Below are 24,073 nucleotides of genomic sequence, written 5' to 3' on the forward strand. Positions count from 1 at the left end.
GCCCGAGTCGCACGACAAAAAATTTCCGGACCGCTGTCGAAACGGCCGGGTGCCGTTCGTCGTCAAGGTATCCGATCACGCGGCGCCGCATGACGCGGCGCCGAAACCCTGAGAGACCGCACGATGATGCCGACCCTTTACGCCCATCCCTTTTCGTCCTACTGCCAGAAGGTGCTGACCGCGCTGTACGAGAAAGGCACGCCGTTCGAGTATCGCGTGCTCGCGCACGACGATCCGAAGCCGATGCAGGAGCTGACCGCGCTGTGGCCGCTGAAGCGCTTTCCGGTGCTCGTCGATGCCGGCCGCACCGTGGTCGAGGCGTCCATCATCATCGAGTACCTCGGCCTGAACCATCCGGGCCCCGTGCGGCTGCTGCCCGACGATCCGCATGCGGCGCTCGAGGTGCGGATGATGGATCGTTTCTTCGACAACTACGTGTCGACGCCGCAGCAGAAGGTCGTGCACGACGCGTTGCGGCCGCAAGCCGAGCGTGATGCGCGCGGTGTCGCCGACGCGCGCGCGATGCTCGACACGTCGTATGCGTGGCTGGACAGGAAGATGGCGGATCGAGAATGGGCGGCCGGCGACCGCTTCAGCCTCGCCGACTGCGGCGCGGCGCCGTTCCTGTTCTATGCGGACTGGACGCACCGGATCGATCCGTCGTTCGCGAACGTGATCGCGTACCGCAAGCGTCTGCTGGCGCGGCCGTCGTTCGCGCGCGCGGTTGACGAGGCGCGGCCGTATCGCTCGTTCTTTCCGCTGGGTGCGCCCGATCGCGACTGAGCGGCGCAGGTGTGGCGCGGCGCGCCGCCACCGCGCACGGCCGGCATCGCGTGCCGGGGTGACGAAACGAAAACTGCGGCAGCATCGCGGCGTCTCCCCGTTACATCGTGTGGGTGGCCGACTGCGCGAGCGTCAGCAGTTCGTCGAACTGCGTGATCAGCTCGAAGCACAGCAGGAACGCGAGCGTATAGGCTGGCGCAGGGAAGCGCCGGATCATCGCCAGCACCTGCGGCGCGAAGCGCGAGCGGACCGCGTCGCGCGTCAGCAGCCACGCGATCGCGATGCCGATCGCGGCGCCCGCGATCAGGTCGGTCGGGTAGTGAAAGCCGAGATAGGCGCGCGGCAGGCAGATGAAGACGACCGAATACAGCAACGCGACGATGCCGATGCGGCGCGCGATGATGAAGATGCCGGTTGCGATCGCCATCCACAGCATCGCGTGATCGCTCGGGAACGAACTCCATGCCTGCAGCGTGGCCGCGCGCAGCCCTGCCGACGGGAAGTGCAGGTGCAGCTCGGGGTTGTAGATCGGCCGCACGCGGAACGGCAGCACCTGGGCGAGCAGCCGGCCGAACGCGAGCGCGATGAGTCCGCTCGCGATCGTCGCGACGACCAGCTCGCGCTGCCGCTCGCGGTTCGGGCCCGGCTGGAACCACAGCCAGCACAGCACGGGAATGAGTACGAAACCCTTGAACGTGTACAGGCCCGCGATCACGCGGATCGCGTGATTCATCAGCGGTCCGAACGTGATGTGGGTGAGGAATATCTGGATCGTGGTGTCGAAATTGTTCATGTCGTGCGACCCCGGCGGACGCCCGATGCATGACGCGCGGCCGACAGGATCTGGAAGCGCGCTCGCACCGGAGCGCAACGGGGGGCAAGTATGTCACCCGTTATTTCGAAGAAAATGCGAAAAAATACCGGGAATCCCCTGATAAAACGGGGCAGTGCGGTGGGGCCGGATGGGCGAGCGCCGCGCGGCGGGGGGGCATGCGATTCGTCCGATGTTTCTGCATCGATGCGCATGGCCGCTACAAAAATAATTGGTTGAACTGGACAATCGTGCGGGCCGGTGCGGACCTTGCACGGGATGAGTGCTTCTCGCGCCGGATGCGCGCGAATCTGCCAGACTGCGCACCGTCATGCGAGCACCGATCGAAAATAAAAGAAAAGGCGGGCAAGCCCGGTGGGCCTGCCCGCCATGTGCGTGGGTGCGGAAATTCAGTGGCGCCGGATCCGCACGGCGAGCGCGGCCAGCGACGTTGGCAGGCCGCGCCGCTGCCCGTCTACCTGACCTACCCGCATGCGCAGTTCTATCCGTCGCGGCTCGTGCGGTTCGCCGCGATGATGCGCGAGGCCGTGCCTGGGCTCGTCGAAGGGCGCAACGCCTGACACGTGTCGCGCGTTGCGCAACGTGAGACGCGGGACGCACCATGAGCGTCGCCCGGCGGCGGCGGCGCCGTCAGCCGCGCCGGATCCCTTCGGGCAGCGCACTGATGCGGCGCACCTCGGGCGAATCGAGCCACGCGCGCGACGTCGCGCAGTCGGCGAACATGTCGGTCGCATCCTCGCCCCAGAACAGGTCGCCGTCGAGTTCGAAGGTCGGCACGCCGAATACGCCGTGCGCGATCGCATCGTCGGTGTTCGCGCGCAGCGCGTCCTTGACCGGCTGGGCTTCGACGGCCGTCACGCCTTCCGGAAAGCCGACGGCTTCGCAAAGTGCGGCGAAGCCTTCCGGCGTCGACACGTCCTCGCCGTCGCGCCAGATATGCCGGAAGATCCGGCGGATCGCGTCGGGTGAATTCCCCATCGCGATCGCGAGGCGCAGCGGCTTGATCGGATTGAACGGGTGCGCGGGCGGCATCCGGAACGCGATGCCGAGTTTGTCCGCGCGATATTGCGCGTGGCGATAGGTGAAGACGCGTTTCGCCGCGATTTCGGCCGGTGCTTTCTGGCCCCAGTGTGCGAGCAGCGCGCCGAGCACGATGGGCCGCGGCTCGAACACGGCGGCGGCCGGCAACCGGTCGAACCGTTCCTGCTGCAGGTAGGCGAACGGCGATACGAAATCGAAATACCAGGTGGCGGTGCGCGCGGCGTTCATCGGGAGCGTCTCCTCTTGCGGGTCCGGATGGATCGGGTGCGGAGCAGTGTCGCACGCGCCGGCGTTTCGCGCCGCCGCACCGCATTCCCGCCACCGGCGCGAACGGGCCGCTACCCGGCCTCCACCAGCGCCGCCAGCCTCGCCAGCGCCATTTGCCAGCCGGTCTCGTTGTCGGCGGCCGGCACGCCGGGCGGCACCCCGTCGTGCACGGCGTCCACGCGCGTGCCGCCCGCTTCGTCGGACAGCGTGATCGTGATCGTCATTGCGCCGCGCAGCATCGGATCGTCGGTCTCGAACACGTCGATCTCGACGATCTGCTCGTCCGGCACGAGCGTGACGAAGCGGCCGTGATAGGTATCGGTGCGCGCGGAGGTCTTGCCGGTGCCGGCCGACGGCGCGTCGTAGCTCAGCGACACGCGCAGCGCGCCGCCTTCGCGCGCGTCGTACGCATACACGCGGCACGTCATGCCGTCGGGCACCTTCCATTGCTCGACGGCGTGCGGATCGAGCAGCGCGCGGTAGACGCGACCGCGCGGGGCGTTCAGATGCCGGCTGACCCGGGTCGAATGCGTGTGCATGTGCAACATGTTGCCTCCCGCGGAGCGCGCGCGACGGTGCACGCCGGAGGCCGGCGTGTCGTCATGCTTCCTTCAGGAATCCTAGGCGCGTGCGAGGCGGCATGCAATGACCGCACACCCGGCCGCGCTCAGCGCAGTGCGGCCGCGAATGCGTCGAGCTGCGTGATGCAGGTGTTCCAGCCCTCGAAGAAACCGAGCGCTTCATGGCGATCGCGCGTGGCGGCGTCCGGATGCATCACGCGCGCTTCGTAGCGGCTGCCCGCATCGTCGTCGGCCATCGTGATGATCGCCGTGAAACCCATCCACGGCGCCTGCGGCCGCCAGCCGCCCGCGAGCATCGACGTGAACGCGATGCGCGATTCGGGCACGATTTCGAGGAAGCAGCCGGGATTGTCGCTCGTGCCGCCGTCGGGGCCGCGCATGTACGTGTGGAAGGCGCCGCCCGGACGCAGGTCGAACGCGCGCACTTCGGTGGTCCACGGTTTCGGGCACCACCATTGCTTCAGCAGTTCGGGGTCGGTCCACGCACGCCACAGCGCGTGGCGCGGCGCGCGCAGCGTGCGCGTGATGACGAGATCGTGGGCTTCAGCGGGGTCGACGGGGCTGGCTGACATCTTGCTCCTCCTGGTGACGGCGTTCGACGAATTCGACGAGACGATCGGATCGTGCTTCCCACAGCGCGCGTTGCGCGGCGAGCCATGCCTCGGCCTCGGCGAGCCGGCTGCCGACCAGCGCGCAGGTGCGCGAGCGGCCGGTTTTCCGGGTCTGCACGAGGCCGCTGCGCTCGAGCACCGCGACGTGCTTCATGAACGACGGCAGTGCCATGTCGAACGGCTCGGCCAGTGCGGAGACGGTCCGCTCGCCCTGGCCGAGCGCGCCGACGATCGCGCAGCGCGTCGGATCGGCGAGGGCGTGGAAGACGTCGCTGATGCCGGGTTGAAAGTTAGCCATGTGGCTAAGTGTAGGAGAAGCGAACGGCGATGCAACGGAAATTTTCGTCGCGTAGGATGATGGGGCGGTAACACGCGCCGACCGGGTGCGGCGTTGCCGCGCGCCTGCTGCCGTTGCGCGAGCCGCGACGATCGGCCGGTGTTCTTTCCGATCCGGACGCACGCCGAACCCGCGCGGGCGGTCCACCTATTACCGGAGATGGCATGACCGAATCTGTTACCGTCCGCCGCGTCGACGCGGGCGAAGCGATGACCTGCGTCGATGCGCTGTCCGACGTGCTGATCGATTGCGTCGAGGGCGGCGCATCCGTCAGCTTCATGTTGCCGATCGAGCGGCCGACCGCCGTCGCGTTCTGGACCCGCGTCGCCAACGGCGTCGCGAACGGCGAGCGCATCCTGCTCGTCGCCGAGGACGCAGCCGGCCGGATCGTCGGCACCGTGCAGGTCGTCACCGCGCAGCCCGAGAACCAGCCGCATCGCGCGGATATCGCGAAAATGCTCGTGTCGCGGCACGCGCGCCGGCAGGGCGTCGCCGCGCGGCTGATGGCGGCGGCCGACGCGGCCGCACGCGACGCCGGCAAGACCGTGCTCGTGCTCGACACCGTGACGGGCGGCGACGCCGAGCGGCTGTACGAGCGGGCCGGCTGGCAGCGCGTCGGCGTCGTGCCGAACTTTGCGTTGATGCCCGACGGCGCGCTCTGCGCGACGACGTATTTCCACAAGCAACTCGCATAGCAGGGTGCGCGATGCATCCCGTCGCCCCGGCGCTCCTGTTCCTCACGCTCGCGGCCGGTCTGGTCGCGCTGCTCGCGCCCGCGTGGCTCGCAGCCGCGTGGCGGCGCCGCACGCAGGTGCCGCTTCGCGTGTTTTTCTACGGCATGCTGACCTTCTTCGTGTTCCAGCCGGTATTGCGCATGTCGTGGCAGATTCCGCTGTACCGCTGGCTCGCTCACGATCCGCGCTGGCACCTGCCGATGCTCGTGTTCGCGGCGTTGACGGCCGGGCTCTTCGAGGAATGCGGGCGCTGGGTCGCCTTCCGCTATCTGCTGCCGAAGCGGCATGATGCGCCGACTGCCGTGATGCTCGGGCTCGGGCACGGCGGGTTGGAGGCGATGCTGCTGGTCGGCGTCGGGTTTCTCGCGCTCGGCACGGTCTATCTGCTCGCGCACGCGGGTGTCGTGGTGCCCGAGGGCGTGCAGTCGCTGGTCGGGTCGCAGTTCTCCGGCATGACGTTCGCGTCGCCGTTGCTCGCGCTGCTTGAACGCACGAGCGCGCTGGCCGCGCATGTCGGGCTGTCGCTGATCGTGCTGCAGACGTTCGTGCGTGGCACGAAACGCTGGCTGGCGTATGCGATTGCGCTCCATTTCGTGTTCGACCTCGTCGTCGTGCTGCTGACGCGGCACTGGCATGTCGATACGGTGCTGGTCGAGGCGACCCTGTTCGCGTGCAGCGCCGTGCTCCTGTTGCTGGGCATTCGCTGGAGCCGCTGGCCGACGGGTGCCGGAGGCGCGAGCACGGAGCACATCGCCTGATGGGCAGCGCTCGTTTCAGCCGTTTGCAGCAGGGTTCGGCCGCCGGATGGCCCGCGCATCTGCCGATCGCCACCGGCTGGCGAGGCTCAGGGCCATGCCGGCCGTGACGATGGCGATGCCGGCCAGTGCCGGCGCGTGTGGCCGTTCGCCGAGCAGCAGCATGGCCTCGAGCGTGGCGAGGAGCGGCATCAGCGCGGCGAAAGTCGCGCCGATCGCCGGGCCGAGCGCGACGACGGCCCGGCTGAAGCAGTAGAGCGCCAGCACCGACATCAGCACGCCCTGGTAGATCGCCTGCGTGGCGATGGCTGCGACCGGCGCATGCAGCACGGCGCCACCGCGCATGGCCAGATAGAGCGGGCAGTAGAGCACCGCGGAGCCGACCGACACGACGGCCGTCGCGTGCAGCGCACCGGCGGCGGCGCGTTTCGTCGTCACGTTGTAGACGGCCCATAGCAGGCCACCGAGGATGAACAGCACGAGGGCCGGTAGCCCGATCGCGCCGCGCAGCGCATCGGACGCGGCCAGTGCGATGCCGGCCAGGATCGTGACGATGCCGGCGACCTGCGCGGCGCTCAGCCGCTCATGCGCGACCTGCCGGCCGAGGATCGCCGTGAACGCGATCATGCTGCCGGGCGTCAGCGCGAAGTAGCCGACCGGCGCGCAGCTCAACGCTGCCGCGACGGTCAGGATGTAGGGCGCGCCCGCACCCGTCACCATCAGCGCGACCGACGCCGGGCGCAGCGTGCCGAGGCCGCGGCGCAGCAGGACGGGCAGCAGCAGCGTGCCGGATACGATGAAGCGGATGAACGCGACGTCGTAGGCGTCGAGGGCCGAGTGCGTGACGCCGATGCGCGTGACGACCGGAAAGCCGCCCCAGATGAGCGCTGCGAGCAATCCGTAGCCGATACCGGCGAGCCGTTCGTTTCCGTTCATGTCCTGTCCTTGTCGTGCGGCCGTTGCGAGCCGGCAGAGGGCAAGGATGCGGTGCGCCCGGTAATGCGTCCAATATATTATTTGGGCGGAATTAGGTCGCAAAAAGTCTTTATTGCAACAAAATGGCCGATCGCAACGGCAAGCGCGGGGGCGCCCCCGTTCGCGGCGAGCGCAGGCTGGCGGCCGGGCTCCGTCCGGGAATCCGGCAGGGCCGGAGACGTCGCCAGTCCGATATATTCACGCAGGAAGATTTCTGCAGGACGCCCCGGAACCCCCGCCTCGATGAAACGCTCCCATGTCGCTTTCGCCCTCACGGGCCTGCTCGTCGCGCTGCCGATTGCCGCGTATGCGCTCGTCAAGCCGCTGCGCGTCGTCGCGCCCGCGCTGGTCCCCGGCGTATCGTGCCCGAGCGCCGATATCTGCACGGACGATGCCGCGAAGCTCGGCGATGCGCGGCAGCTCTATCGCAGCGGCTATGCGCGCGTGGCGGCAGCCGTGGGTGCATTTCAGGGAACGCCGCGCGTTGTGTTCTGTTCGACCCGCGCGTGCGCCGATGCCTTCGGCCTCGGCCAACGCGCGGCGCTGACGCTCGGGAATTTCGGCGTGGTCGTCGCTCCGCGCGGCTGGCAGACCTACTTTCTCGCGCACGAGCTGATCCATCACCGCCAGGCGGAAGTGCTCGGCAACCTGGCGGTCGCGACCAAGCCGCGCTGGCTGATCGAGGGGATGGCGTATTCGCTCAGTGACGATCCGCGCCATCCGCTGGCGGAGCCGTTCGAAGCGTGGCGCGCGCGTTTCGATGCGTGGCATGCGGCGCTGGGCGGGCAGCCGCTGTGGGAGGCCGCGCGGGCGGTCGAATAGCGCGGGCAGGGCGCTGAAACGCAGCCCCTCAAGCCGACACGCCATTACGCGCCTAAGCGCCTAAGCGCCCAAGCGCCTAAGCCGGCGCGCCCGAATCATTGCGCTCTACGGTGAGCGTGTCCCGCCCTGCGGCGAGGATCTCGTCGGCCAGCGCGGGATCGGTACCGGCGATCGCGCGCGACAGCACGAGCGCGCCGACCATCTGGCTGAAGACCGCGATCGCATCGCGACGCGTCTGCGCCGGCGTCCCGCCTTCCACGGCCACCATCCGTTCCAGCCGATCGAGATAGGTGGCGAGGCCGTGCGCATAGCGCGCACGCGCCGTATCGGTCAGTCGCGGCGCATCGCCCGCGAAACCGGACAGCGGGCACCCGGCCTCGACGTTGTCTCGATGCGCGGCAGACAGATACAACGCCACCTGCGCGTCGAGACTGCCGGCGTTCGGCGAATCCGCGCGGTCCTGCATGGCCTTTTCCATCACCTCGGCAACCAGCGCGTCTTTCGACTTGAAGTGGTTGTAGAAGCCGCCCTGCGTGAAGCCGGCTTCCTTCATCAGCTCCGTGAGTCCTACCGCGTCGACGCCGCGCGCGCGGAACAGCCGCTCGGCGGCCGCAACGATCGCGCTCCGGTTCTCTGCGGCCTGCTGTCTTGAAACGCCCATCGATCTCTCCCTGATTTTTGTAGATCGCGTCTTGCCGATCGCGTCGATTGAAAAACACAATGTCGATCACCATTGACATGGGCGGGTTGCGTGAACACAATGCACTGCAAAGACAATGGCGATCGACATTGACATCGAGTGTAGCCGACTTGGCGGAGGGTGCAAAGCCACGGCCGGAACATCGGACGGCAATCGATCGGCGTCTTTGGCGCCGCCGGGCCACGGGCAGCAGGAGATGTGCCGCCTGCCGGCGGTGCACCGGTTCGGTACGTAATGGCAGCCCGGTTTTCCACCGGATCTCACGCGCGCGGCGAGCCGGCGCGCATGCGATCCATCATGCGAAAGGAACGGATCATGAAGATCGAAGGTGCAGTGGTGTTCGTCACGGGTGCGAATCGCGGGCTCGGGCTCGAGTTCGCGAAGCAGGCGCTCGCGAGAGGGGCGCGCAAGGTCTATGCGGCGGCGCGCGATCCGGCCACCGTGACGCTGCCGGGCGTCGTGCCGGTGAAGCTCGACGTGACCGATCCGGCGGCCGTCGCGGCGGCCGCCGACGCGGCGCGCGACGTCACGCTGCTGATCAACAACGCGGGCATCGCGCGGCTCGGCAGCCTGACGGACGACGGTGCGGCCGACGCATTGCGCGATCACTTCGAAACCAACGTGTTCGGGATGCTGGCGATGTCGCGCGCATTTGCGGGCATCCTCGCCGGCCATGGCGGCGGCGCGATCCTGAACATCCTGTCCGTCGCGAGCTGGGTGAACCGGCCGATCCTGTCGGGCTACGGCGTGTCGAAATCGGCCGCATGGGCGCTGACCAACGGGCTGCGCCATTCGCTGCGCGAGCAGCGCACGCAGGTCGTCGGGCTGCATGCCGGCTTCATCGATACCGACCTGACGGCGGGCCTCGACGTGCCGAAGGCGACGCCGGCCGACGTCGTGCGCCAGGCGTACGAAGCGATCGAAGCGGGGGAGGAAGAGGTGTCGACCGACGAGTTCACGCGGCAGGTGAAGGCCACGCTGTCGTCGGGCGTCTATCTGGAAGAACCGGCGCCGCGTTGACGCCGCCGGAACCGCGAACCCGCCACCCGCGCTGCGCGCGCGGCGTGAGCGGCGGGCCGGGGCGTCAGACCGTGGTGTCGATGATGCCCGGGATCTTCACGTCCGGGTTCACGTCCGCGTCGTAGTCGACGCCGGCGATCTCGAAGCCGAACAGGCGCAGGAACTCGGTCTTGTAGCCGGCGAAGTCGGTCAGCTCGTACAGGTTGTCGTTCGTCACGTGGTTCCACTGCGCGACGACCTTCGCCTGCACCTGCGGGTCAAGCTCCTTGTAGTCCGCGCGCAGGCGGCCTTCTTCGTCGATGTGCGGCGTCGCGCCGTACAGGCTGTCCTTGAACAGGCCGTACACCTGCTCGATGCAGCCTTCGTGCGTGCCGGTTTCCTTCATCGTCTTGAACAGCAGCGACAGGTACAGCGGCATCATCGGGATCGCCGAGCTCGCCTGCGTGACGACGGCCTTCAGCACCGACACGCGCGCATCGCCGCCGTGCGCGGCCAGCTTGTCGCGGATCGACAGCACCTTCTTGTCGAGATCCTTCTTCGCTTCGCCGATCGAGCCGTTCCAGTAGATGTCGTGCGTGATCTGCTCGCCGAGATACGTGAACGCGGTCGTTTTCGCGCCGTCGGCCAGCACGCCGGCTTCATCGAGCGCGTCGATCCACATCTGCCAGTCCTCGCCGCCCATCACGGCGACGGTGCCGTCGATCTCTTCCTGCGTCGCCGGTTCCAGCGTGACCTCGCGGATCACTTCCTTGTCGGTGTCGAGGCCGCGGAACGTGACCGTCTTGCCGATCGGCTTGAGCGTCGAGCTGATGGTTTCGCCCGTCTTCGGATGCGTGCGGCGCGGTGCCGCGAGGCTGTAGACGACGAGATCGACCTTGCCGAAATCCTGCTTGATGGTGTCGATCGTGACCTGCTTGACCTTGTCGGAGAATGCGTCGCCGTTGATGCTGCGCGCATAGCGCCCCTTTTCGGCGGCGAATTTCTCGAACGCGGCGCTGTTGTACCAGCCGGCCGTGCCCGGCTTCGTTTCGCTGCCGGCGCGCTCGAAGAACACGCCGAGCGTGTCCGCGCCCGAGCCGAAGGCGGCCGAGATCCGGGCGGCGAGGCCGTAGCCGGTCGACGCGCCGATCACGAGCACCTTTTTCGGGCCGTTGGCGATCGTGCCGTGCGAAGTCACGTAGTCGATCTGTTCCTTGACGTTGGCTTCGCAGCCGACCGGATGAGTCGTCACGCAGATGAAGCCACGCACGCGCGGTTTGATGATCATGGAAACCTCTAGTGAGAAAGGCGGCAACGGCCTGAAATCGGAAAAATCCCGCGCATTGTAATGGAAGCGGCGGATCGCGGGCGGGCGCGGCCGGAACCCGGCAGATCGTCCGGTTATTTCTCTCTTGACAGAAATAACTGAAATGCCTAAATTTCACGGCATGGAACTCACACCGATTGCCGAACGATTCATTCTCCACTGGGGCGAAATGGGCTCACGGTGGGGCGTCAACCGCACTGTCTCGCAGATCCACGCGCTGCTCTACCTGGCCGGAAGGCCGATCGCAGCCGACGAGATCGCCGAGACGCTCAACGTCGCGCGCTCCAACGTCAGCACGAGCCTGAAGGAGCTGCAGGCGTGGCGGCTGGCGAAGGTCGTGCACGTGCTGGGCGACCGCCGCGACCATTTCGAGACGTCGACCGACATCTGGGAACTGTTCAAGCTGATCGTCGAAGGGCGGCGGCAACGCGAGATCGAGCCGACGCTCACGGTGCTGCGCGATTGCCTCACGAACCCGGAGATCGCCAACGAGAGCCGCGAGACCGAACAGCGCATCCGCGACACGCTGCAGTTCGTCGAGACGCTGACGACCTGGTCGGACGAGATGCTGCGGCTCAAGCCCGATACGCTGATGAAGGCGCTCGGCATCGGCGCGAAGATCAGCCAGACGGTCAGGCGCAAGCCGTCGAAGTAAGCGTGACGCGCAATGCGGGCAGGCAGCCCGCTTTTTTCGGGGTTGTTATTTCTGTTTGTACAGAAATAACTGTAAATAGAGGATGAAAATGAACACCGTCTTGCCGTCGACTTGCCCGCATGGCCGCACCGGGGCGCGCAGCATGACTGTCCTCGTGTGCGGCGCGAACGGGTTCATCGGGCGGGCACTGTGCGCGCAGCTCGAAGCCGGCGGCCATCGCGTGCTGCGCGGCGTGCGTCATGCGGTTGGCCCGAGCGACGTCGCGATCGACTTCGCCACGGACATCGATCCCGACGCGTGGCTCGCGCGGCTCGCGGGCGTCGACGTAGTGATCAATGCGGTCGGCATCCTCGCCGATCGGCGCGGCGCGACGCTCGACGCCGTGCATCGCGCCGCGCCGTGCGCACTCTTTACCGCGTGCTGCCGCGCAGGCGTGCGGCGCGTGATCCAGATCTCGGCGCTCGGTGTCGAGCGCGGCGACACGCGCTACTTCGCCAGCAAGTACGCCGCCGACCGTTTCCTGCAGACGCTGCCGATCGACTTCCGGATCGTGCGTCCCGCGCTCGTCTATGGCACGGCCGGCGCGTCCGCGCGGTTTTTCCGGATGCTCGCGAGCCTGCCCGTGCAGGTGCTGCCGGCGGGCGGCCATCAGCGGCTGCGCCCGGTGCACGTCGACGATCTCGCCGAAGTCGTCGCGCGGTGCGTCGTGCAACCGGGCGATGCGCCGGCGGCCGGCCGCCCGGTGATCGACGTGGTCGGCACCGACGAAGTCGAATACCGCGAGATGCTGGCCCGCTACCGTGCCGCGCTGGGGTTTGCGCCGGCGGCCCGCGTGACGCTGCCGGGCCCGCTGGCCGGCGCGGCGGCCGCGTTGCTCGGCGTGCTGCCGGGCGCGATGTTCACGCGCGACACGTGGACGATGCTGCGAGGCGGGAATACCGGCGATCCGGCCGCCGCCACGGCCATGCTCGGCCGGCCGCCGCGCGGGATCGACGGCTTCATCGGCACGGAAGCCGCCGCGCTGCGTCGCGATGCGCTCGCGATGTGGCGTCGTCCGTTGCTGCGCGGCGCGCTCGCGATCGTGTGGATCTGGACGGCCATCGCCAGCGCGTTCATCCATCCGCTGCCCGCGAGCCTCGCGCTGCTTGCGCCAGCACATCTGACGGGGCTGCCTGCGCTGATCGCGCTCTACGCGGCCAGCGCGCTGGACTTCGCGCTCGGCATCGCAACCGTCGCCGCGCCGTCGCGCCGCCTGTGGGTTGCGCAAGCGGCGCTGATCGTCGCGTACTCGGCCGTCATCGCGCTCACGATGCCGGGGTTGCTCGCCGAACCGTTCGGGCCCGTGCTCAAGAACGTGCCGATTCTCGCGATCCTGTTGATCCTTTTTTCAGAAGAAGAACAAGCATGAATACCTATCTCGTCATCAAGGCGCTTCACATCCTGTCCTCGGTGCTGCTGGTCGGCACGGGGTTCGGCACCGCGTTCTACCTGTTCTTCGCGAACCGCACGCAATCGGTGCCCGCGATCGCGGCCGTGTCGCGCCTCGTGGTGCGCGCGGACTGGTGGTTCACGACGCCGGCCGTGATCTTCCAGCCGGCCTCGGGGCTGTGGCTCGCGCACACGGCCGGCTGGCCCTGGCATACGCCGTGGCTGCTCGCATCGATCGTGCTGTACGCGATCGCCGGCGCGTGCTGGCTGCCGGTCGTGTGGCTGCAGGTCGAACTGGCCGCGATGGCGAAGCTCGCTCACGCGAACGGCGCCGCCGCATTGCCGGAGCGCTACTGGCGCTATGCGAAGCGCTGGGAACTGCTCGGCTATCCGGCGTTCTTCGCGATGCTGACCATCTATTTCCTGATGGTGGTCAAGCCGATGTAAGCGTGTCGCCGCCGTACGGGAGCGGCGGTTCGAAGCAACGGAATGCAGTCAATGGATCGATTCATGATGCCAGCCACAACAAGAAGGAGTACGAATCATGGACTCAAGTGAACTGGTGCTGTACTTCGACGGACGATGTCCGTTATGCGTCGCGCAGATACGGCGTCTCGGGGCCCGCGACGCGCGGCAGCGGCTGGCTTTCGTCGATATCGCCGGGCCGGGCTTCGATCCGTCGCCGCTGGGCGTCGACCTGCCCGCGCTGAATCGCGAGCTGCACGCGCGCCTGCCCGACGGACGCATGCTGACCGGTGTGGAGAGCATCCTGGCCGCCCATGCGCTGACCGGGCGCCGCTGGCTCGTCCGGCTGCTTCGCGTGCCGGTCGTGCGCAGTGCGCTGGCGCCGCTGTATCGCCGCTTCGCGCGCAACCGGCATGCCGTCTCGCGCTGGCTCGGCTATCACGCCGAAGCACCGTGCGACGGGGCGGCGTGCGGCAGCGACCGTGCCGCCGAACATACGGCGGATCGTCCCGCACGTGATGACGCGCGACGCATCGTAGTGACCTGGATGTACGGCGCAGCGATCGCACACCTGCTCGTCGGCATTGCCGTTCCATGGGTTGCCGGCACGCCATGGCTCGACGCGTATCACCGCGTCATCGAGCTGCATTTCTGGGCGGGCACGGCGCCCGAACCGGCGCGTGCGCAGCAGATCTGGTGGATGTCGCTGATCGGTGCGACGGTGCAATGCGCGTCGGTCTGGATGCTGGCGCTCGTCCACCTCGGCAACCGGCTGCGCCGGCGGGAAGTGTGGGGATGGCTGCTGGCCGGCCTGCTGATCTGGGCGCCGCAGGACATGCTGTTTTCATTGCAGGCCCGTGTCTCGGGCCACGTGGCGATCGACGCGGCGGCACTCGTCGCGATGGTGCCGCCACTCGTCTGGCTGTGGAGGAGGGACACCGTATGAACACCTTGGCTGCTTACGACTGGGCGCTCAACCTGCTGATCGTGCAGGGCGCGATGGGCGCATTCGATACGCTTTATCACCACGAACTCACGCAGGATCTGCCGCACAGCCCGCGCGCGCGGCTCGAGCTGGCGATTCACGCGGTGCGCTCCGTGCTTTACGGTCTCGTGTTCGCGTCGATCGCGAACGTCGCCTTTCACGGTGCCTGGGTCGCGGCCATCGCGGCGGTGGTGGTCGTCGAGGTGGGTCTGACGTTGTGGGATTTCGTCGTCGAGGACCAGAGCCGCAAGCTGCCGGCGACCGAGCGCGTGCTGCACACGCTGCTGGCCGTCAACGGCGGCGCGCTGTTCGGGATGATCGCGATGCAGCTGGCCGTCTGGGCGCACGAGCCGACCGCGCTGCAGGCGCTCGATCTCGGCTGGCGCGGCGGGTTGTTGAGCGTGTTTGCCGTCGGCGTGACGGTATCGGGCATCCGCGACGGGATCGCGGCCTGCCGGATCGCGCAACGCGCGCCGGCCGCCAATCCGTTCGCGGGGCAGCCGCCGGGGAACGTGCTCGTCACCGGCGGGACCGGCTTCATCGGCGAAACCCTCGTGAACGGGCTGCTCGATGCGGGGCATGTGGTCACGTTGCTGGCGCGCGATCCGCTGCGCGCGGCCTACCAGTTTCATGGCCGCGTGCGCAGCGTGACGTCCGTCGAGCAACTGCAGCCGCACGAGCGTTTCGACACGGTCATCAATCTCGCGGGGGCGCCGGTGCTGGGCGCGCGCTGGAGCAAGCGCCGGCAGGCGTTGCTGCTCGCCAGCCGCGTCGGTGTCACGGAATCGCTGATGCGCTGGGTCGAGACCGCCGAGGTCAAGCCGCGCACGTGGATCCAGTCATCGGCGATCGGCTACTACGGCGTGCGTCCCTCCGACGAGCGGCTCGACGAGCACAGCAGCGCCGGCACCGGCTTCATGTCCGAGCTGTGCCGGCGGTGGGAGCAGTCCGCGCAGGCGCTCGAGCGCCACGGCGTTCGCTCGGTGGTGCTGCGGCTGGGCCTCGTGTTCGGGCCCGGCGGCGCGTTGCGTTCGATGCTGCTGCCGCATTACTTCGGGATGGGCGGCCGGTTCGGCGACGGCACGCAGGTGATGAGCTGGATCCACCGTGACGACGTGCTGCGGATCATCGCGCGCGCGATGGCGAATTCGAGTATGCACGGCGTCTACAACGCGGTCGCACCCGCGCCGTTGACCCAGCGCGAGTTCGTGCAGGTCGTGTCGAAGGTGCTGCATCGTCCGGCCTGGCTGCACGTGCCGGCCGCGCCGCTGCGCATCGCGATGGGCGAGATGGCCGAGCTGCTGCTGGACGGGCAGCGCGTGATGCCGGCGCGGCTGCATCAGGACGGCTTCATGTTCCGGTTTCCGACGGCCGAGCACGCGCTGCGTGACCTGACGAATCGGCCGCACGCGGATTTTCCGCGTACGGCATGTCGTTTGCCGCGTGGTCGTGTTTGACTACGCTCCCCCTGAGAGAAGGCGATTCCGACTTCACTGGATGCGACCCGACATCGCCTCAAAGAGACATGGGACTTACGCTTTCTCCATGGGCTGGCGCCGCTGGTCCGGCGGCCAAAATGTGACGCGCTGCGTCGATGTCGATGGCGCGGTCGTGGGGCGTCCCGCATTTGGGGCAAACCCACGCGTGCACTTTCAACAGCAGTTTGGCCACAGTCCCTTCACTCCCCGCCCCGCAGCCCGAAGGAAGTTCCCCAGGGGAAAAGGACGAGGGTTCTCGGAGCAAACCTGATAAATTCGACGTGAATGCGTTCGGGGCGTGTCGTGCGCCCCGGATGCTCCGCATCCGACCTCACAAGGAGACTGCATGCTGCACATCCTCGGCAAGATCCCGTCCATCAACGTCCGCAAGGTGCTGTGGCTGTGCACCGAGCTGAACCTGCCGTTCGAACAGGAAGACTGGGGCGCGGGCTTCCGCACGACCAATGATCCGGCCTATCTCGCGCTGAATCCGAACGGTCTCGTGCCGGTCATCAAGGACGACGATTTCGTGCTCTGGGAATCGAACACGATCATTCGCTACCTCGCGAACCGTTACGGCGGCGATGCGCTGTATCCGGCCGAGCCGCAGGCGCGTGCGCGGGTCGATCAATGGATCGACTGGCAGGGTGCGGACCTGAACCGCTCGTGGGTCGGTGCGTTCCTCGGCCTCGTGCGCAAATCGCCCGATCACCAGGATCCGGCCGGCATCGCGCAGTCGATCGCAGGCTGGACGAAGCACATGCGCGTGCTGAACGCCCAGCTCGAAACGACGGGCGCGTACGTGGCCGGCAACACGTTCACGCTCGCGGACATTCCGATCGGCCTGTCGGTGAACCGCTGGTTCGGCACGCCGTTCGAGCATCCGGATTTCCCGGCGGTGTCGCGCTATATCGAACGTCTCGCAACGCGCGAAGGCTTCAAGCAATACGCGGGCAGCGCGAATCCGTAAGCCCAGGCAGGTAGCGCGTGAAGCGGCTGTGTTGCAATCGCTGCCGCTTCACGCCTGATTCATCGATCCACGTACCCGCCGTCACGCGCCGGGCGCCGGCACCGCGGCGAGCACGCGCGCGAGAAACGCCTCGTGGTTCCACGCGGCTTCTGGCCGCGACAGCCCGAGCCGCACGACCACCAGTTGACGGCTCGGCACCACGCTCACGAACTGGCCTTCATGGCCGACCGCATGAAACGCGTCGGCCGGTATCGCGTTCGCATGCGGATCGCGATCGTTGAACGGCTCCGGCACCTTGACCCACAGCTGCGCGCCGTACTCCTGGCGCTCCGACTGCGGTGTCGCGCGCGTCAGGTAGCGTACCCAGCCTTCCGGCAGCAGCCGCTGCCCGTCCCACACGCCGTCCTGCAGCAGAAGCTGCCCGAAGCGCGCCCAGTCGCGCGCGCTCGCATACATGTACGACGGGCTGACGAGTGTGCCGGACGCGTCGGGCTCGAACACCGCGCTGCGCATCCCGAGCGGCGCGAACAGCGCGCGGCGCGGAAACGCGAGGTAGTCGTCCTCGCTCCCGCCCAGCGCTTCGCGCATCACGCGCGCGATGATTGCGCTCGTGCCGCTCGAGTAGGACCACTGCGTGCCGGGTGTCGCGGCGAGCGGCTTTGCCGATGCGAACCGCGCGGTATCGGGCTGCGTGAACAGCATCAACGCGACGTCGGACAGCGGGTCGTCGTAGTCCTCGTTGAATTGCAGGCCGCTCGTCATCCGCAGCAGCTCGTCGAGCGTGATGGCCGCACGCGGATCGCCGCTGCCGCGCCATTCGGGCAGCAGCGCCGCCGCGTCGGGCGACAGCTTGTGCTGTGCGACGAGCATGCCGACCAGCGCGGCCGTCACGGTCTTCGTCATCGACCAGCCGGGCAGCGGCGTGTCGGCCGTGAAGCCGGGCGCATAGCGTTCGGCGATCACCTGGCCGCGCCACATCACGACGACCGCGCGCGTGCGCCGCGGCCGTGCCGGATCGGGCTCGTCGAACGCGCGGTCGAGCGCGGTCCGCAGCTTCTGCGCGTCGATGCCGGCCGGCGGCGTGGCCGGCGCGGGCTGCGCGGGTGGATCGGGGAGGGGCGGCAGCGCGGCCGGCAACGCGCCGGACGACGGCCCGATCGCGAGCGTGCAGCCGAGCCCGGGCCGGAACTCGGCTTCGCGCCCGGCGAAGCCGGCGAAGGTCGCCACGGCGCGACGATGGTCGGGATCGATCGACGGGCGTACCAGTTTCAGCAGAGGATGCACGCCGGCCATGATGTCGACGTCGATCACGGACGCGGCGGGGCGGCCCGATACGTACACGCCGGAACACAGCGCCTTCGCCGCATAGCCGGTCGCGATCGGCGCGAGCCGGGACAGCATGTGGCCCGTGTAGCCGATCGCGGCGATGACCGCGAGCGCGACGCCGCGCAGGATCAGCTTCTTGAGGGGGATCGTCATGCGCGGGCGTCCTCGGTTGTCTGCAGGCAGAACATGAACCGGCAGTGTCGCAGGTTCAGGCCGGCGGTGGCAATCGCGAGGGCTTGCGATGCCGGGCGGCGTCGACGGCACGCAGATTGCCCGGCGTGTGCGAATCGAATGTGTCGATCGCCGATGTCGAACGGGCCCCGCGCGGCCCGTTCAAGTGGCGCGTCACTGCGCGTTGTTGTTGTCGGAGCGCAGGGTCCAGACCGTCGCGGTATTCGTGTTGTCGTCGACGGCCGCGAATTGCGGCTGGCCTTTGCTGCCTTGCCCGAACGCAATGCCGAATGCGGCCCCCGCCACGGAGTCGACCTGAATCTGTGCGACGAAGCGCCCGTCCACCGTGAATTCGACGATCTCGCTCGGCTGCAGCGGGTCGGCGTTGACCGCGTCGCCGTTCGCGGTCACGAGATGGCCGTTCGGGGCGAGCGCCAGCGCGAGCGGGCCGTGCAGGTGCACTGCGTCGAAGTAGATCATCCGGCCGACGCCGCTGTTGCGATTCGTCGACGCGGCGTTCTGGATCGCGAACACCGCGTTGTCGCCGGTGGAGGCGACATACAGCACGTCGATGTTCGGGTCGTACGCGAGGCCGGTCGGGCCGACGACGAGTGCATTGGGATCGGTTCGATTCACGTAGCCTGACGCGATGACGCGCGAGCCCGGCAGCATCGTGACACCGTCGTTGCCGATCGCCAGTTCGATGCGTGAGACCGTCCCGTTCAGGACGTTCGAGACGAACGCGGTCACGCGCTGGCCGCGATCGATCACGGTCATGTCCCACGGCCCGTCGAGCAGCGTCGAGCTGACCAGTTGCTTGACGAGATTGCCTTGCGGGCCGATGACGAGCAGCGAGCCCGGGGGGACGACGGTCTTGCCGTCCGGCGCCGGGACGTTGCCGACCAGTACGAAGCCGCTGCGCAGCACCGCGAGCGCGGTCGTCAGGCCGAGATTGCTGCCCTGGAAGAACGTCGCCGGCGTCTTGCCGGGCGACAGCTTCACGATCGTCGTGCCGGTGCCTTGCGTGTTCGACGCCGCGTTGAAGTTGGACACGACGACGTCGCCGGGTTTCAGCGTGCTCCAGGTCGGCACGCCGCGCGGCACGAACGCGATGCCGTAGGGATTGACATCGCCGTTGGCGGGCACGGTCGAAGCGGTGACCGACGCGGTCGGCAAGATGATGTCGCTGCCGCCGGCCCACGCGAAAGCCGACGACAACGCGACCAGCCCGGCGCCGCAAGCCGCGCGGCATAGCGTGTGCGCAAGCGTGCGCCGCGCGCGCGCGAGCACGGGCGGATCAACCGCGAACATAGTCGCGGCGGGTGAACGACAGGAGGGGAGAGGGTCCATGGCATGACTCCGGTTGATGATCGCGATCAGTCATCCCGGCTGCCGGCCTGCGCAGCCGACGGGTGTCCGGCGCGGGTTCGCGGTCGTACGGTTGTCGCGCGAACCCGCGCTTGAAATGAACGGATGGCGACGGCCGGATATTCCAATCTGTTACAGCACGTTGCGTGCGCACCGGCGTTCATTGTTCGCCGCAAGGGCGGACCCGGCCTGACAAGTTGAAATCCGACCCGCCGTCGGCCGATAATCGTCCGGCATTGCTCTCCCGCTCTCCCGGTCCAACCCTCATCGGAATACGCCATGTCCTACGACAACAACAACCCGTTCGCCAAAATCCTGCGCGGCGAACTGCCGTGCGTGAAGGTCGCTGAAGACGACGCGACGCTCGCGATCATGGATCTGATGCCGCAGGCCGACGGCCACGTGCTCGTGATCCCGAAGGAGCCGGCCGCGCAGATCTTCGAATTGTCCGGCGACGCAGCCGCGGCCGGCATCCGCATGACGCAGCGCGTCGCGGCGGCGGTGCGCGCGGCGCTCGAGCCGGACGGCGTGTTCATCGGCCAGTTCAACGGCGCGGCAGCCGGCCAGACGGTTCCGCACGTGCACTTTCACGTAATCCCGCGCTGGGAAGGTGCCGAGTTGCGGATGCATGCGCGCGAGATCGCCGACGCGGCGACGCTCGAAGCGCTCGCGCAGCGCATTCGCGCGCGCTTCGTGTAACGCATCGATTACGCACGGCGCGGCGCAGCATGGCGCGGTACGGCACGCCGGCTGCCGCGCCATCGCCTGTTTCGGCGGTCATGCGAGGTAACACGTGTAACCGCCGGCGAAACTCGGCCCGGCCCACCCGGCGCTAGACTCGGCGCATTGCTTCATCGAGCGACAGGAAGGGCGGATTGCCTCTTCGTGCCGGCCGGCGCATCCCGCGGCGGCGCGGCTTTCGCGAGGTGCCATTCGTCTTTCGCGCCGGGAATCGAGCCATGTCCAGACTTCTCATTACGCTTGCCCTGATCGGCGGCCTGTCCGGCTGCTACATCGCGCCGCCGTACGGCTACGCGCCCGCGCCGGCCTACTACGGCTATGCGCCGGCGTATTACGCGCCGCCCGTCAGCGTCGGGATCGGCGGCAACTTCCGTATCCGCTGATCCGGCACCGGGCGCGGGCCCTGGCCGCATCGGTCAGGTGCGCCGCGTTGCGCCGGACGATGCGCGCGGATTCGCGCACCGCATGACGGCGGCGCGCTACGCGACGTGTGCGCGGTTCCTATACTTCACAGGAAAGCGCATTCCGGTGAGGCAACCATGACAGTCACCCGCAAGGTCGCCGCCCTGTCGGGCATCTCCACGCTCGTCTATCTCGGGCTTGCGGTGCTCGGCAGCGGCGGGTTCGCTGCCTTCTTCTCGCATCCGCCGCTGACCGTCGTCGCCGTCGCGACACTCGCGATGGTCGTCGCGGCGATGTTCACCGAAGCCAACCTGAGCAGCGGCGAGCGCGAGAACCGCGACAACCGCTGGGTGCTCGCGGCGTTCGGGGTGAGCGGGCTCCTGCTGGCGTACCTGCCCGCACTGACCGACCGGCTCGATTTCTGGACCTTCGGCGGCGATGCGGTGCGCTGGACCGGCGTCGCGCTGTACATCGCGGGCGGCGGGCTGCGCATCTGGCCCGTATTCGTACTCGGCAAGCGCTTCAGCGGGCTCGTCGCGATCCAGTCGGGCCATACGCTCGTGACCGACGGCATCTACCGCCGCATTCGCAATCCGAGCTATCTCGGCCTGCTCGTCAATTCGGTCGGTTGGGCGCTCGCGTTCCGTTCGGGCGTCGGCGTGCTGCTGGTCGTGTCGATGTTGGTGCCGCTCGTTGCGCGCATCCGCTCCGAAGAGGCGCTGCTGCGTGCGCAATTCGGCGCCGAGTACGACGCGTATTGCGCGCGAACCTGGCGGTTGCTGCCCGGCGTGTACTGACCCTCTTCATTGCTCCCCGGCCGTCGTTTCGGGGTCCGCTCACGATACGTGCCCGATGTGTTGCCACGTGTGTCGCAAACGTGCGACGCCGCGCGTGGGCGGCCAGTCTTTCCGCCGGGTCGAATAGTCCGTGGAGCCAATGCCGGCGCGGGTTTGCGGGCATTCTGGCGCGGGCGTTCCAGGTCCCTTATTCGTAAACAACTTGTTACCAGAATGTCCACGGCAAGGATGTGGGACCGGTGCTATTCTTCGCCGCAAGCTCATTGAAATGAATTGGTCCGCGGTTCGGCACAATGCCTGACCCGACGTCGATCGATTCAGATCGTCGTACCGAGCGGACCTTCGATAACCAGATTGCGAACAAGGAAGAATACGGGAATGTGGAAGAAAATCGCCCCCGCTCTCGTCGTCGCCGCGCTGACCGGCGCGACTGCGCTGCCGGCCCTGGCTGGTGACATGAACAACGCGCTTGGCGGCGCGCTCGGCGGGGTAGCCGGCGCAGCGGTCGGCGGTGCCCTCGGCGGCAGCACGGGCTCGGTGATCGGCGGTGCCATCGGCGGCGGCGCGGGTGGCGCGGTGACGTCGAACCGTCGCGAGCGCACCGGCGCGATCATCGGCGGCGCCCTCGGCGGCGGCGCAGGCACCGCGGCAGGCAACGCGATGGGCGGCCGCACGGGCGGCCTGCTGGGTGCGGCTGTCGGCGGCGGCGCCGGCGCGGCGCTCGGCGGCAACATGTCGCGCAGCTCGTACGAACGCGATCATGGCGATCGTGGCTATCGCCACCGCAAGCATCGTCACCACCGCGACTGGGACTGATCGCCGCTGGCGCGGCACGGTGCGCGAACGGCGCACTGTCGCGTCGACGGCGTCGGCATCCGACGCGAGATTCGGCCCGGCGGCCCGCCGGGCCGCCATCGCCGACCAGACCGGCGAACGCTTTCCGGCTTCATCAGCCGCGGCCAGATACCCGATCGACGGGCAGGCAAGTTTCCCTCCTCGCTGTATTTCCCCGTTTCCCGACTACACCGCCTCTCGCGACCGAATGCGTCCGGGCAGCGTCGACCCCATTCGCGTTACGTTCGACCTCGTTGGCCCGTTCCGGCCTGACGGCGGCGCATGATCGGCGCGGAGCGGCTTTGCAGCCTCGCACGCGTCGCTGCCTCCAATCTGCGTAACCAGATGTATCGCGACCCGCGTGCGCGACTGGAACGGCGGCGGTTACTCGCCTGCGCTTCAAGCGTCCTGGCGGCCGTGCGCATTGTCCCGCCCGTCAGGTTTTCCCGGATAGCCGGGCCGCCGCGCCGCGCTACCTCACCGCGTATCGCGGGTGCCGGCCGGTAGTGGAAAATCGAATGGAATCCATCGCAACATTTAATTGGTCGATTGCGAACGACTTCGCTATCGTCGGCAGTGCTCGCGTACGGCGTCGACCCGTGCCGCAGGCCGCGCCTCGCCGCATGAACGCGAGCGCCACGGCCCGGTCGCCGGCCCCACAAGCATGGGCCGCTGCGTCCGATGCACCGGACGAACCCGTCGCGAAGCCTGGCCGACCGAACGAAGGCGCGTGCGCCTTCAAGCCACCCCGGCAACGATGTCCCGCCGCCGCCTGCGCGCCCCACGCGCGTGCGTGCCGCCCGATGCCGTTGCAGCCCGGGGCCGGACCAACCCATTGCCTGGATGCACTATGTCTAAGACAACGTATTACGCGCCGCATGGCGGCCACCCGCCGCAGACCGATCTGCTGACGGATCGCGCGATGTTCACCGAGGCGTACGCGGTGATCCCGAAGGGTGTGATGCGCGACATCGTCACGAGCTGGCTGCCGTTCTGGACGAACACGCGCCTGTGGGTGATCGCTCGCCCGCTGTCGGGTTTTGCCGAAACCTTCTCGCAGTACATCGTCGAAGTGAACCCGGGCGGCGGCAGCGACAAGCCGGAGCAGGACAAGAACGCCGAAGCCGTGCTGTTCGTCGTCGAAGGTGAAGCCGAACTGACGCTGCAAGGCACGAAGCACACGCTGAAGCCGGGCGGCTACGCGTTCATTCCGCCGGGTGCGGACTGGACGCTGCACAACGTCAGCGATGCCGCGGTGCGTTTCCACTGGGTGCGCAAGCATTACCAGGCCGTCGACGGCATTGCGCTGCCGGAAGCCTTCGTGACCAACGAGCAGGACGTCGAGCCGATCCCGATGCCGGGTACCAACGGCGCATGGGTGACGACGCGCTTCGTCGACATGAGCGACATGCGCCACGACATGCACGTGAACATCGTGACGTTCGAGCCGGGCGGCGTGATTCCGTTCGCTGAAACGCACGTGATGGAGCACGGGCTGTACGTGCTGGAAGGCAAGGCCGTCTATCGCCTGAACCAGGACTGGGTCGAGGTCGAAGCGGGCGATTTCATGTGGCTGCGCGCGTTCTGCCCGCAGGCATGCTATTCGGGTGGCCCTGGCCGCTTCCGCTACCTGCTGTACAAAGACGTGAACCGTCACATGAACCTGACGCTGAACCCGGCGCGTTAAAC

The 24,073-nt window shown here is 68.0% G+C and carries 26 protein-coding genes and 1 pseudogene; 17 read left to right on the forward strand and 10 right to left on the reverse strand.

From position 1 onward, the window contains the following. The first annotated feature begins 123 nt into the window (after positions 1-123). A complete protein-coding gene (locus HAV18_RS13200; RefSeq protein WP_166956224.1) occupies positions 124-783 on the forward strand; it encodes a glutathione S-transferase family protein in 660 nt (219 codons plus the stop codon). 100 nt (positions 784-883) lie between these two features. Here the strand turns inward: HAV18_RS13200 and HAV18_RS13205 are convergent, their stop codons facing one another. Then, positions 884-1,576: a phosphatase PAP2 family protein gene (locus HAV18_RS13205; protein WP_166956227.1), complete on the reverse strand. Its 693-nt coding sequence runs from the start codon at positions 1,574-1,576 to the stop codon at positions 884-886. 470 nt (positions 1,577-2,046) lie between these two features. Between HAV18_RS13205 and HAV18_RS13210 the strand changes: the two are divergent. Beyond that, positions 2,047-2,175: pseudogene (locus tag HAV18_RS13210) on the forward strand (LysR family transcriptional regulator); the annotation flags it as partial. Positions 2,176-2,245: 70 nt separating this feature from the next. On the opposite strand, the gene HAV18_RS13215 reads toward HAV18_RS13210, so the two are convergent. The 4 genes from HAV18_RS13215 to HAV18_RS13230 all read right to left on the reverse strand — a co-directional run bounded on the left by HAV18_RS13215 (position 2,246) and on the right by HAV18_RS13230 (position 4,413). Then, positions 2,246-2,884 (reverse strand): 2-hydroxychromene-2-carboxylate isomerase, encoded by a 639-nt coding sequence (locus HAV18_RS13215; RefSeq protein WP_166956231.1) that lies wholly within the window; start codon positions 2,882-2,884, stop codon positions 2,246-2,248. A gap of 110 nt (positions 2,885-2,994) precedes the next feature. Further along, positions 2,995-3,471, reverse strand: coding sequence for an SRPBCC family protein (locus HAV18_RS13220; protein WP_166956235.1), 477 nt, complete (start codon positions 3,469-3,471; stop codon positions 2,995-2,997). A 119-nt stretch (positions 3,472-3,590) separates the two neighbouring features. Continuing rightward, positions 3,591-4,076: an SRPBCC family protein gene (locus tag HAV18_RS13225; RefSeq protein ID WP_166956238.1), complete on the reverse strand. Its 486-nt coding sequence runs from the start codon at positions 4,074-4,076 to the stop codon at positions 3,591-3,593. Continuing rightward, positions 4,048-4,413 (reverse strand): helix-turn-helix transcriptional regulator, encoded by a 366-nt coding sequence (locus HAV18_RS13230; protein ID WP_166956241.1) that lies wholly within the window; start codon positions 4,411-4,413, stop codon positions 4,048-4,050. The genes HAV18_RS13225 and HAV18_RS13230 overlap by 29 nt, the downstream gene beginning before the upstream one ends. A 203-nt stretch (positions 4,414-4,616) precedes the next feature. On the opposite strand from HAV18_RS13230, the gene HAV18_RS13235 reads away from it, so the two are divergent. After that, a complete protein-coding gene (locus tag HAV18_RS13235; RefSeq protein ID WP_166956244.1) occupies positions 4,617-5,147 on the forward strand; it encodes a GNAT family N-acetyltransferase in 531 nt (176 codons plus the stop codon). 11 nt (positions 5,148-5,158) lie between these two features. Then, positions 5,159-5,944, forward strand: a complete 786-nt coding sequence (locus tag HAV18_RS13240; RefSeq protein WP_166956249.1) for a YhfC family intramembrane metalloprotease — start codon at positions 5,159-5,161, stop codon at positions 5,942-5,944. Positions 5,945-5,959: 15 nt separating this feature from the next. On the opposite strand, the gene HAV18_RS13245 is transcribed toward HAV18_RS13240, so the two are convergent. Beyond that, positions 5,960-6,877: a DMT family transporter gene (locus HAV18_RS13245; protein WP_166956251.1), complete on the reverse strand. Its 918-nt coding sequence runs from the start codon at positions 6,875-6,877 to the stop codon at positions 5,960-5,962. A 282-nt stretch (positions 6,878-7,159) separates the two neighbouring features. Here HAV18_RS13245 and HAV18_RS13250 point away from each other — a divergent pair, with 282 nt between their 5' ends. Next, a complete protein-coding gene (locus tag HAV18_RS13250; protein ID WP_166956254.1) occupies positions 7,160-7,738 on the forward strand; it encodes a hypothetical protein in 579 nt (192 codons plus the stop codon). Between the two features lie 76 nt (positions 7,739-7,814). Here the strand turns inward: HAV18_RS13250 and HAV18_RS13255 are convergent, their stop codons facing one another. Further along, on the reverse strand, positions 7,815-8,399 hold the full coding sequence (locus tag HAV18_RS13255) for a TetR/AcrR family transcriptional regulator (protein ID WP_166956257.1): 585 nt from the start codon (positions 8,397-8,399) through the stop codon (positions 7,815-7,817). Between the two features lie 354 nt (positions 8,400-8,753). Between HAV18_RS13255 and HAV18_RS13260 the strand changes: the two genes are divergently transcribed. Continuing rightward, positions 8,754-9,458: an SDR family oxidoreductase gene (locus HAV18_RS13260; protein ID WP_059523252.1), complete on the forward strand. Its 705-nt coding sequence runs from the start codon at positions 8,754-8,756 to the stop codon at positions 9,456-9,458. Between the two features lie 64 nt (positions 9,459-9,522). Here HAV18_RS13260 and fabV read toward each other — a convergent pair whose 3' ends face one another. Next, entirely contained in the window at positions 9,523-10,725 is a 1,203-nt protein-coding gene (fabV, locus tag HAV18_RS13265; RefSeq protein WP_166956262.1) for an enoyl-ACP reductase FabV, read from the reverse strand. Positions 10,726-10,885: 160 nt separating this feature from the next. Between fabV and HAV18_RS13270 the strand changes: the two genes are divergently transcribed. The 6 genes from HAV18_RS13270 to HAV18_RS13295 all read left to right on the forward strand — a co-directional run bounded on the left by HAV18_RS13270 (position 10,886) and on the right by HAV18_RS13295 (position 16,745). Further along, positions 10,886-11,419 (forward strand): GbsR/MarR family transcriptional regulator, encoded by a 534-nt coding sequence (locus HAV18_RS13270; protein WP_011353812.1) that lies wholly within the window; start codon positions 10,886-10,888, stop codon positions 11,417-11,419. Between the two features lie 88 nt (positions 11,420-11,507). Further along, positions 11,508-12,827, forward strand: coding sequence for an SDR family oxidoreductase (locus tag HAV18_RS13275; RefSeq protein ID WP_166956265.1), 1,320 nt, complete (start codon positions 11,508-11,510; stop codon positions 12,825-12,827). Next, complete coding sequence (locus tag HAV18_RS13280; RefSeq protein ID WP_166956268.1) at positions 12,824-13,294, forward strand: DUF2269 domain-containing protein; 471 nt, start codon at positions 12,824-12,826, stop codon at positions 13,292-13,294. The genes HAV18_RS13275 and HAV18_RS13280 overlap by 4 nt, the downstream gene beginning before the upstream one ends. A 97-nt stretch (positions 13,295-13,391) precedes the next feature. Further along, positions 13,392-14,258 (forward strand): thiol-disulfide oxidoreductase DCC family protein, encoded by an 867-nt coding sequence (locus HAV18_RS13285; RefSeq protein ID WP_166956271.1) that lies wholly within the window; start codon positions 13,392-13,394, stop codon positions 14,256-14,258. Beyond that, positions 14,255-15,754 (forward strand): TIGR01777 family oxidoreductase, encoded by a 1,500-nt coding sequence (locus HAV18_RS13290; RefSeq protein WP_166956274.1) that lies wholly within the window; start codon positions 14,255-14,257, stop codon positions 15,752-15,754. Before HAV18_RS13285 ends, HAV18_RS13290 begins: the two co-directional genes overlap by 4 nt. 367 nt (positions 15,755-16,121) lie before the next feature. Continuing rightward, positions 16,122-16,745, forward strand: a complete 624-nt coding sequence (locus tag HAV18_RS13295; RefSeq protein ID WP_166956277.1) for a glutathione S-transferase family protein — start codon at positions 16,122-16,124, stop codon at positions 16,743-16,745. 81 nt (positions 16,746-16,826) lie between these two features. Here HAV18_RS13295 and HAV18_RS13300 read toward each other — a convergent pair whose 3' ends face one another. Next, positions 16,827-18,224, reverse strand: coding sequence for a serine hydrolase (locus tag HAV18_RS13300; RefSeq protein WP_166956280.1), 1,398 nt, complete (start codon positions 18,222-18,224; stop codon positions 16,827-16,829). A gap of 192 nt (positions 18,225-18,416) precedes the next feature. Next, the gene (locus tag HAV18_RS13305) at positions 18,417-19,592 is read right to left on the reverse strand and encodes a hypothetical protein (protein WP_208101910.1); all 1,176 of its coding nucleotides are present in this window, start codon (positions 19,590-19,592) and stop codon (positions 18,417-18,419) included. A gap of 297 nt (positions 19,593-19,889) precedes the next feature. On the opposite strand from HAV18_RS13305, the gene HAV18_RS13310 reads away from it, so the two are divergent. The 5 genes from HAV18_RS13310 to HAV18_RS13330 all read left to right on the forward strand — a co-directional run bounded on the left by HAV18_RS13310 (position 19,890) and on the right by HAV18_RS13330 (position 24,071). After that, positions 19,890-20,309 (forward strand): HIT family protein, encoded by a 420-nt coding sequence (locus HAV18_RS13310; RefSeq protein ID WP_043181059.1) that lies wholly within the window; start codon positions 19,890-19,892, stop codon positions 20,307-20,309. A gap of 260 nt (positions 20,310-20,569) precedes the next feature. Continuing rightward, a complete protein-coding gene (locus HAV18_RS13315; protein ID WP_166956283.1) occupies positions 20,570-20,734 on the forward strand; it encodes a hypothetical protein in 165 nt (54 codons plus the stop codon). Positions 20,735-20,890: 156 nt separating this feature from the next. Next, entirely contained in the window at positions 20,891-21,550 is a 660-nt protein-coding gene (locus HAV18_RS13320) for an isoprenylcysteine carboxylmethyltransferase family protein (protein WP_166956286.1), read from the forward strand. A 378-nt stretch (positions 21,551-21,928) separates the two neighbouring features. Then, positions 21,929-22,366, forward strand: a complete 438-nt coding sequence (locus tag HAV18_RS13325) for a hypothetical protein (RefSeq protein ID WP_027790397.1) — start codon at positions 21,929-21,931, stop codon at positions 22,364-22,366. An 868-nt stretch (positions 22,367-23,234) separates the two neighbouring features. Then, positions 23,235-24,071, forward strand: a complete 837-nt coding sequence (locus tag HAV18_RS13330; RefSeq protein ID WP_126226180.1) for a bifunctional allantoicase/(S)-ureidoglycine aminohydrolase — start codon at positions 23,235-23,237, stop codon at positions 24,069-24,071. The last annotated feature ends 2 nt before the right edge of the window (positions 24,072-24,073 follow it).

The sequence above is a fragment of the Burkholderia sp. D-99 genome, assembly GCF_011605345.1.
Classification (GTDB): Bacteria; Pseudomonadota; Gammaproteobacteria; order Burkholderiales; family Burkholderiaceae; genus Burkholderia.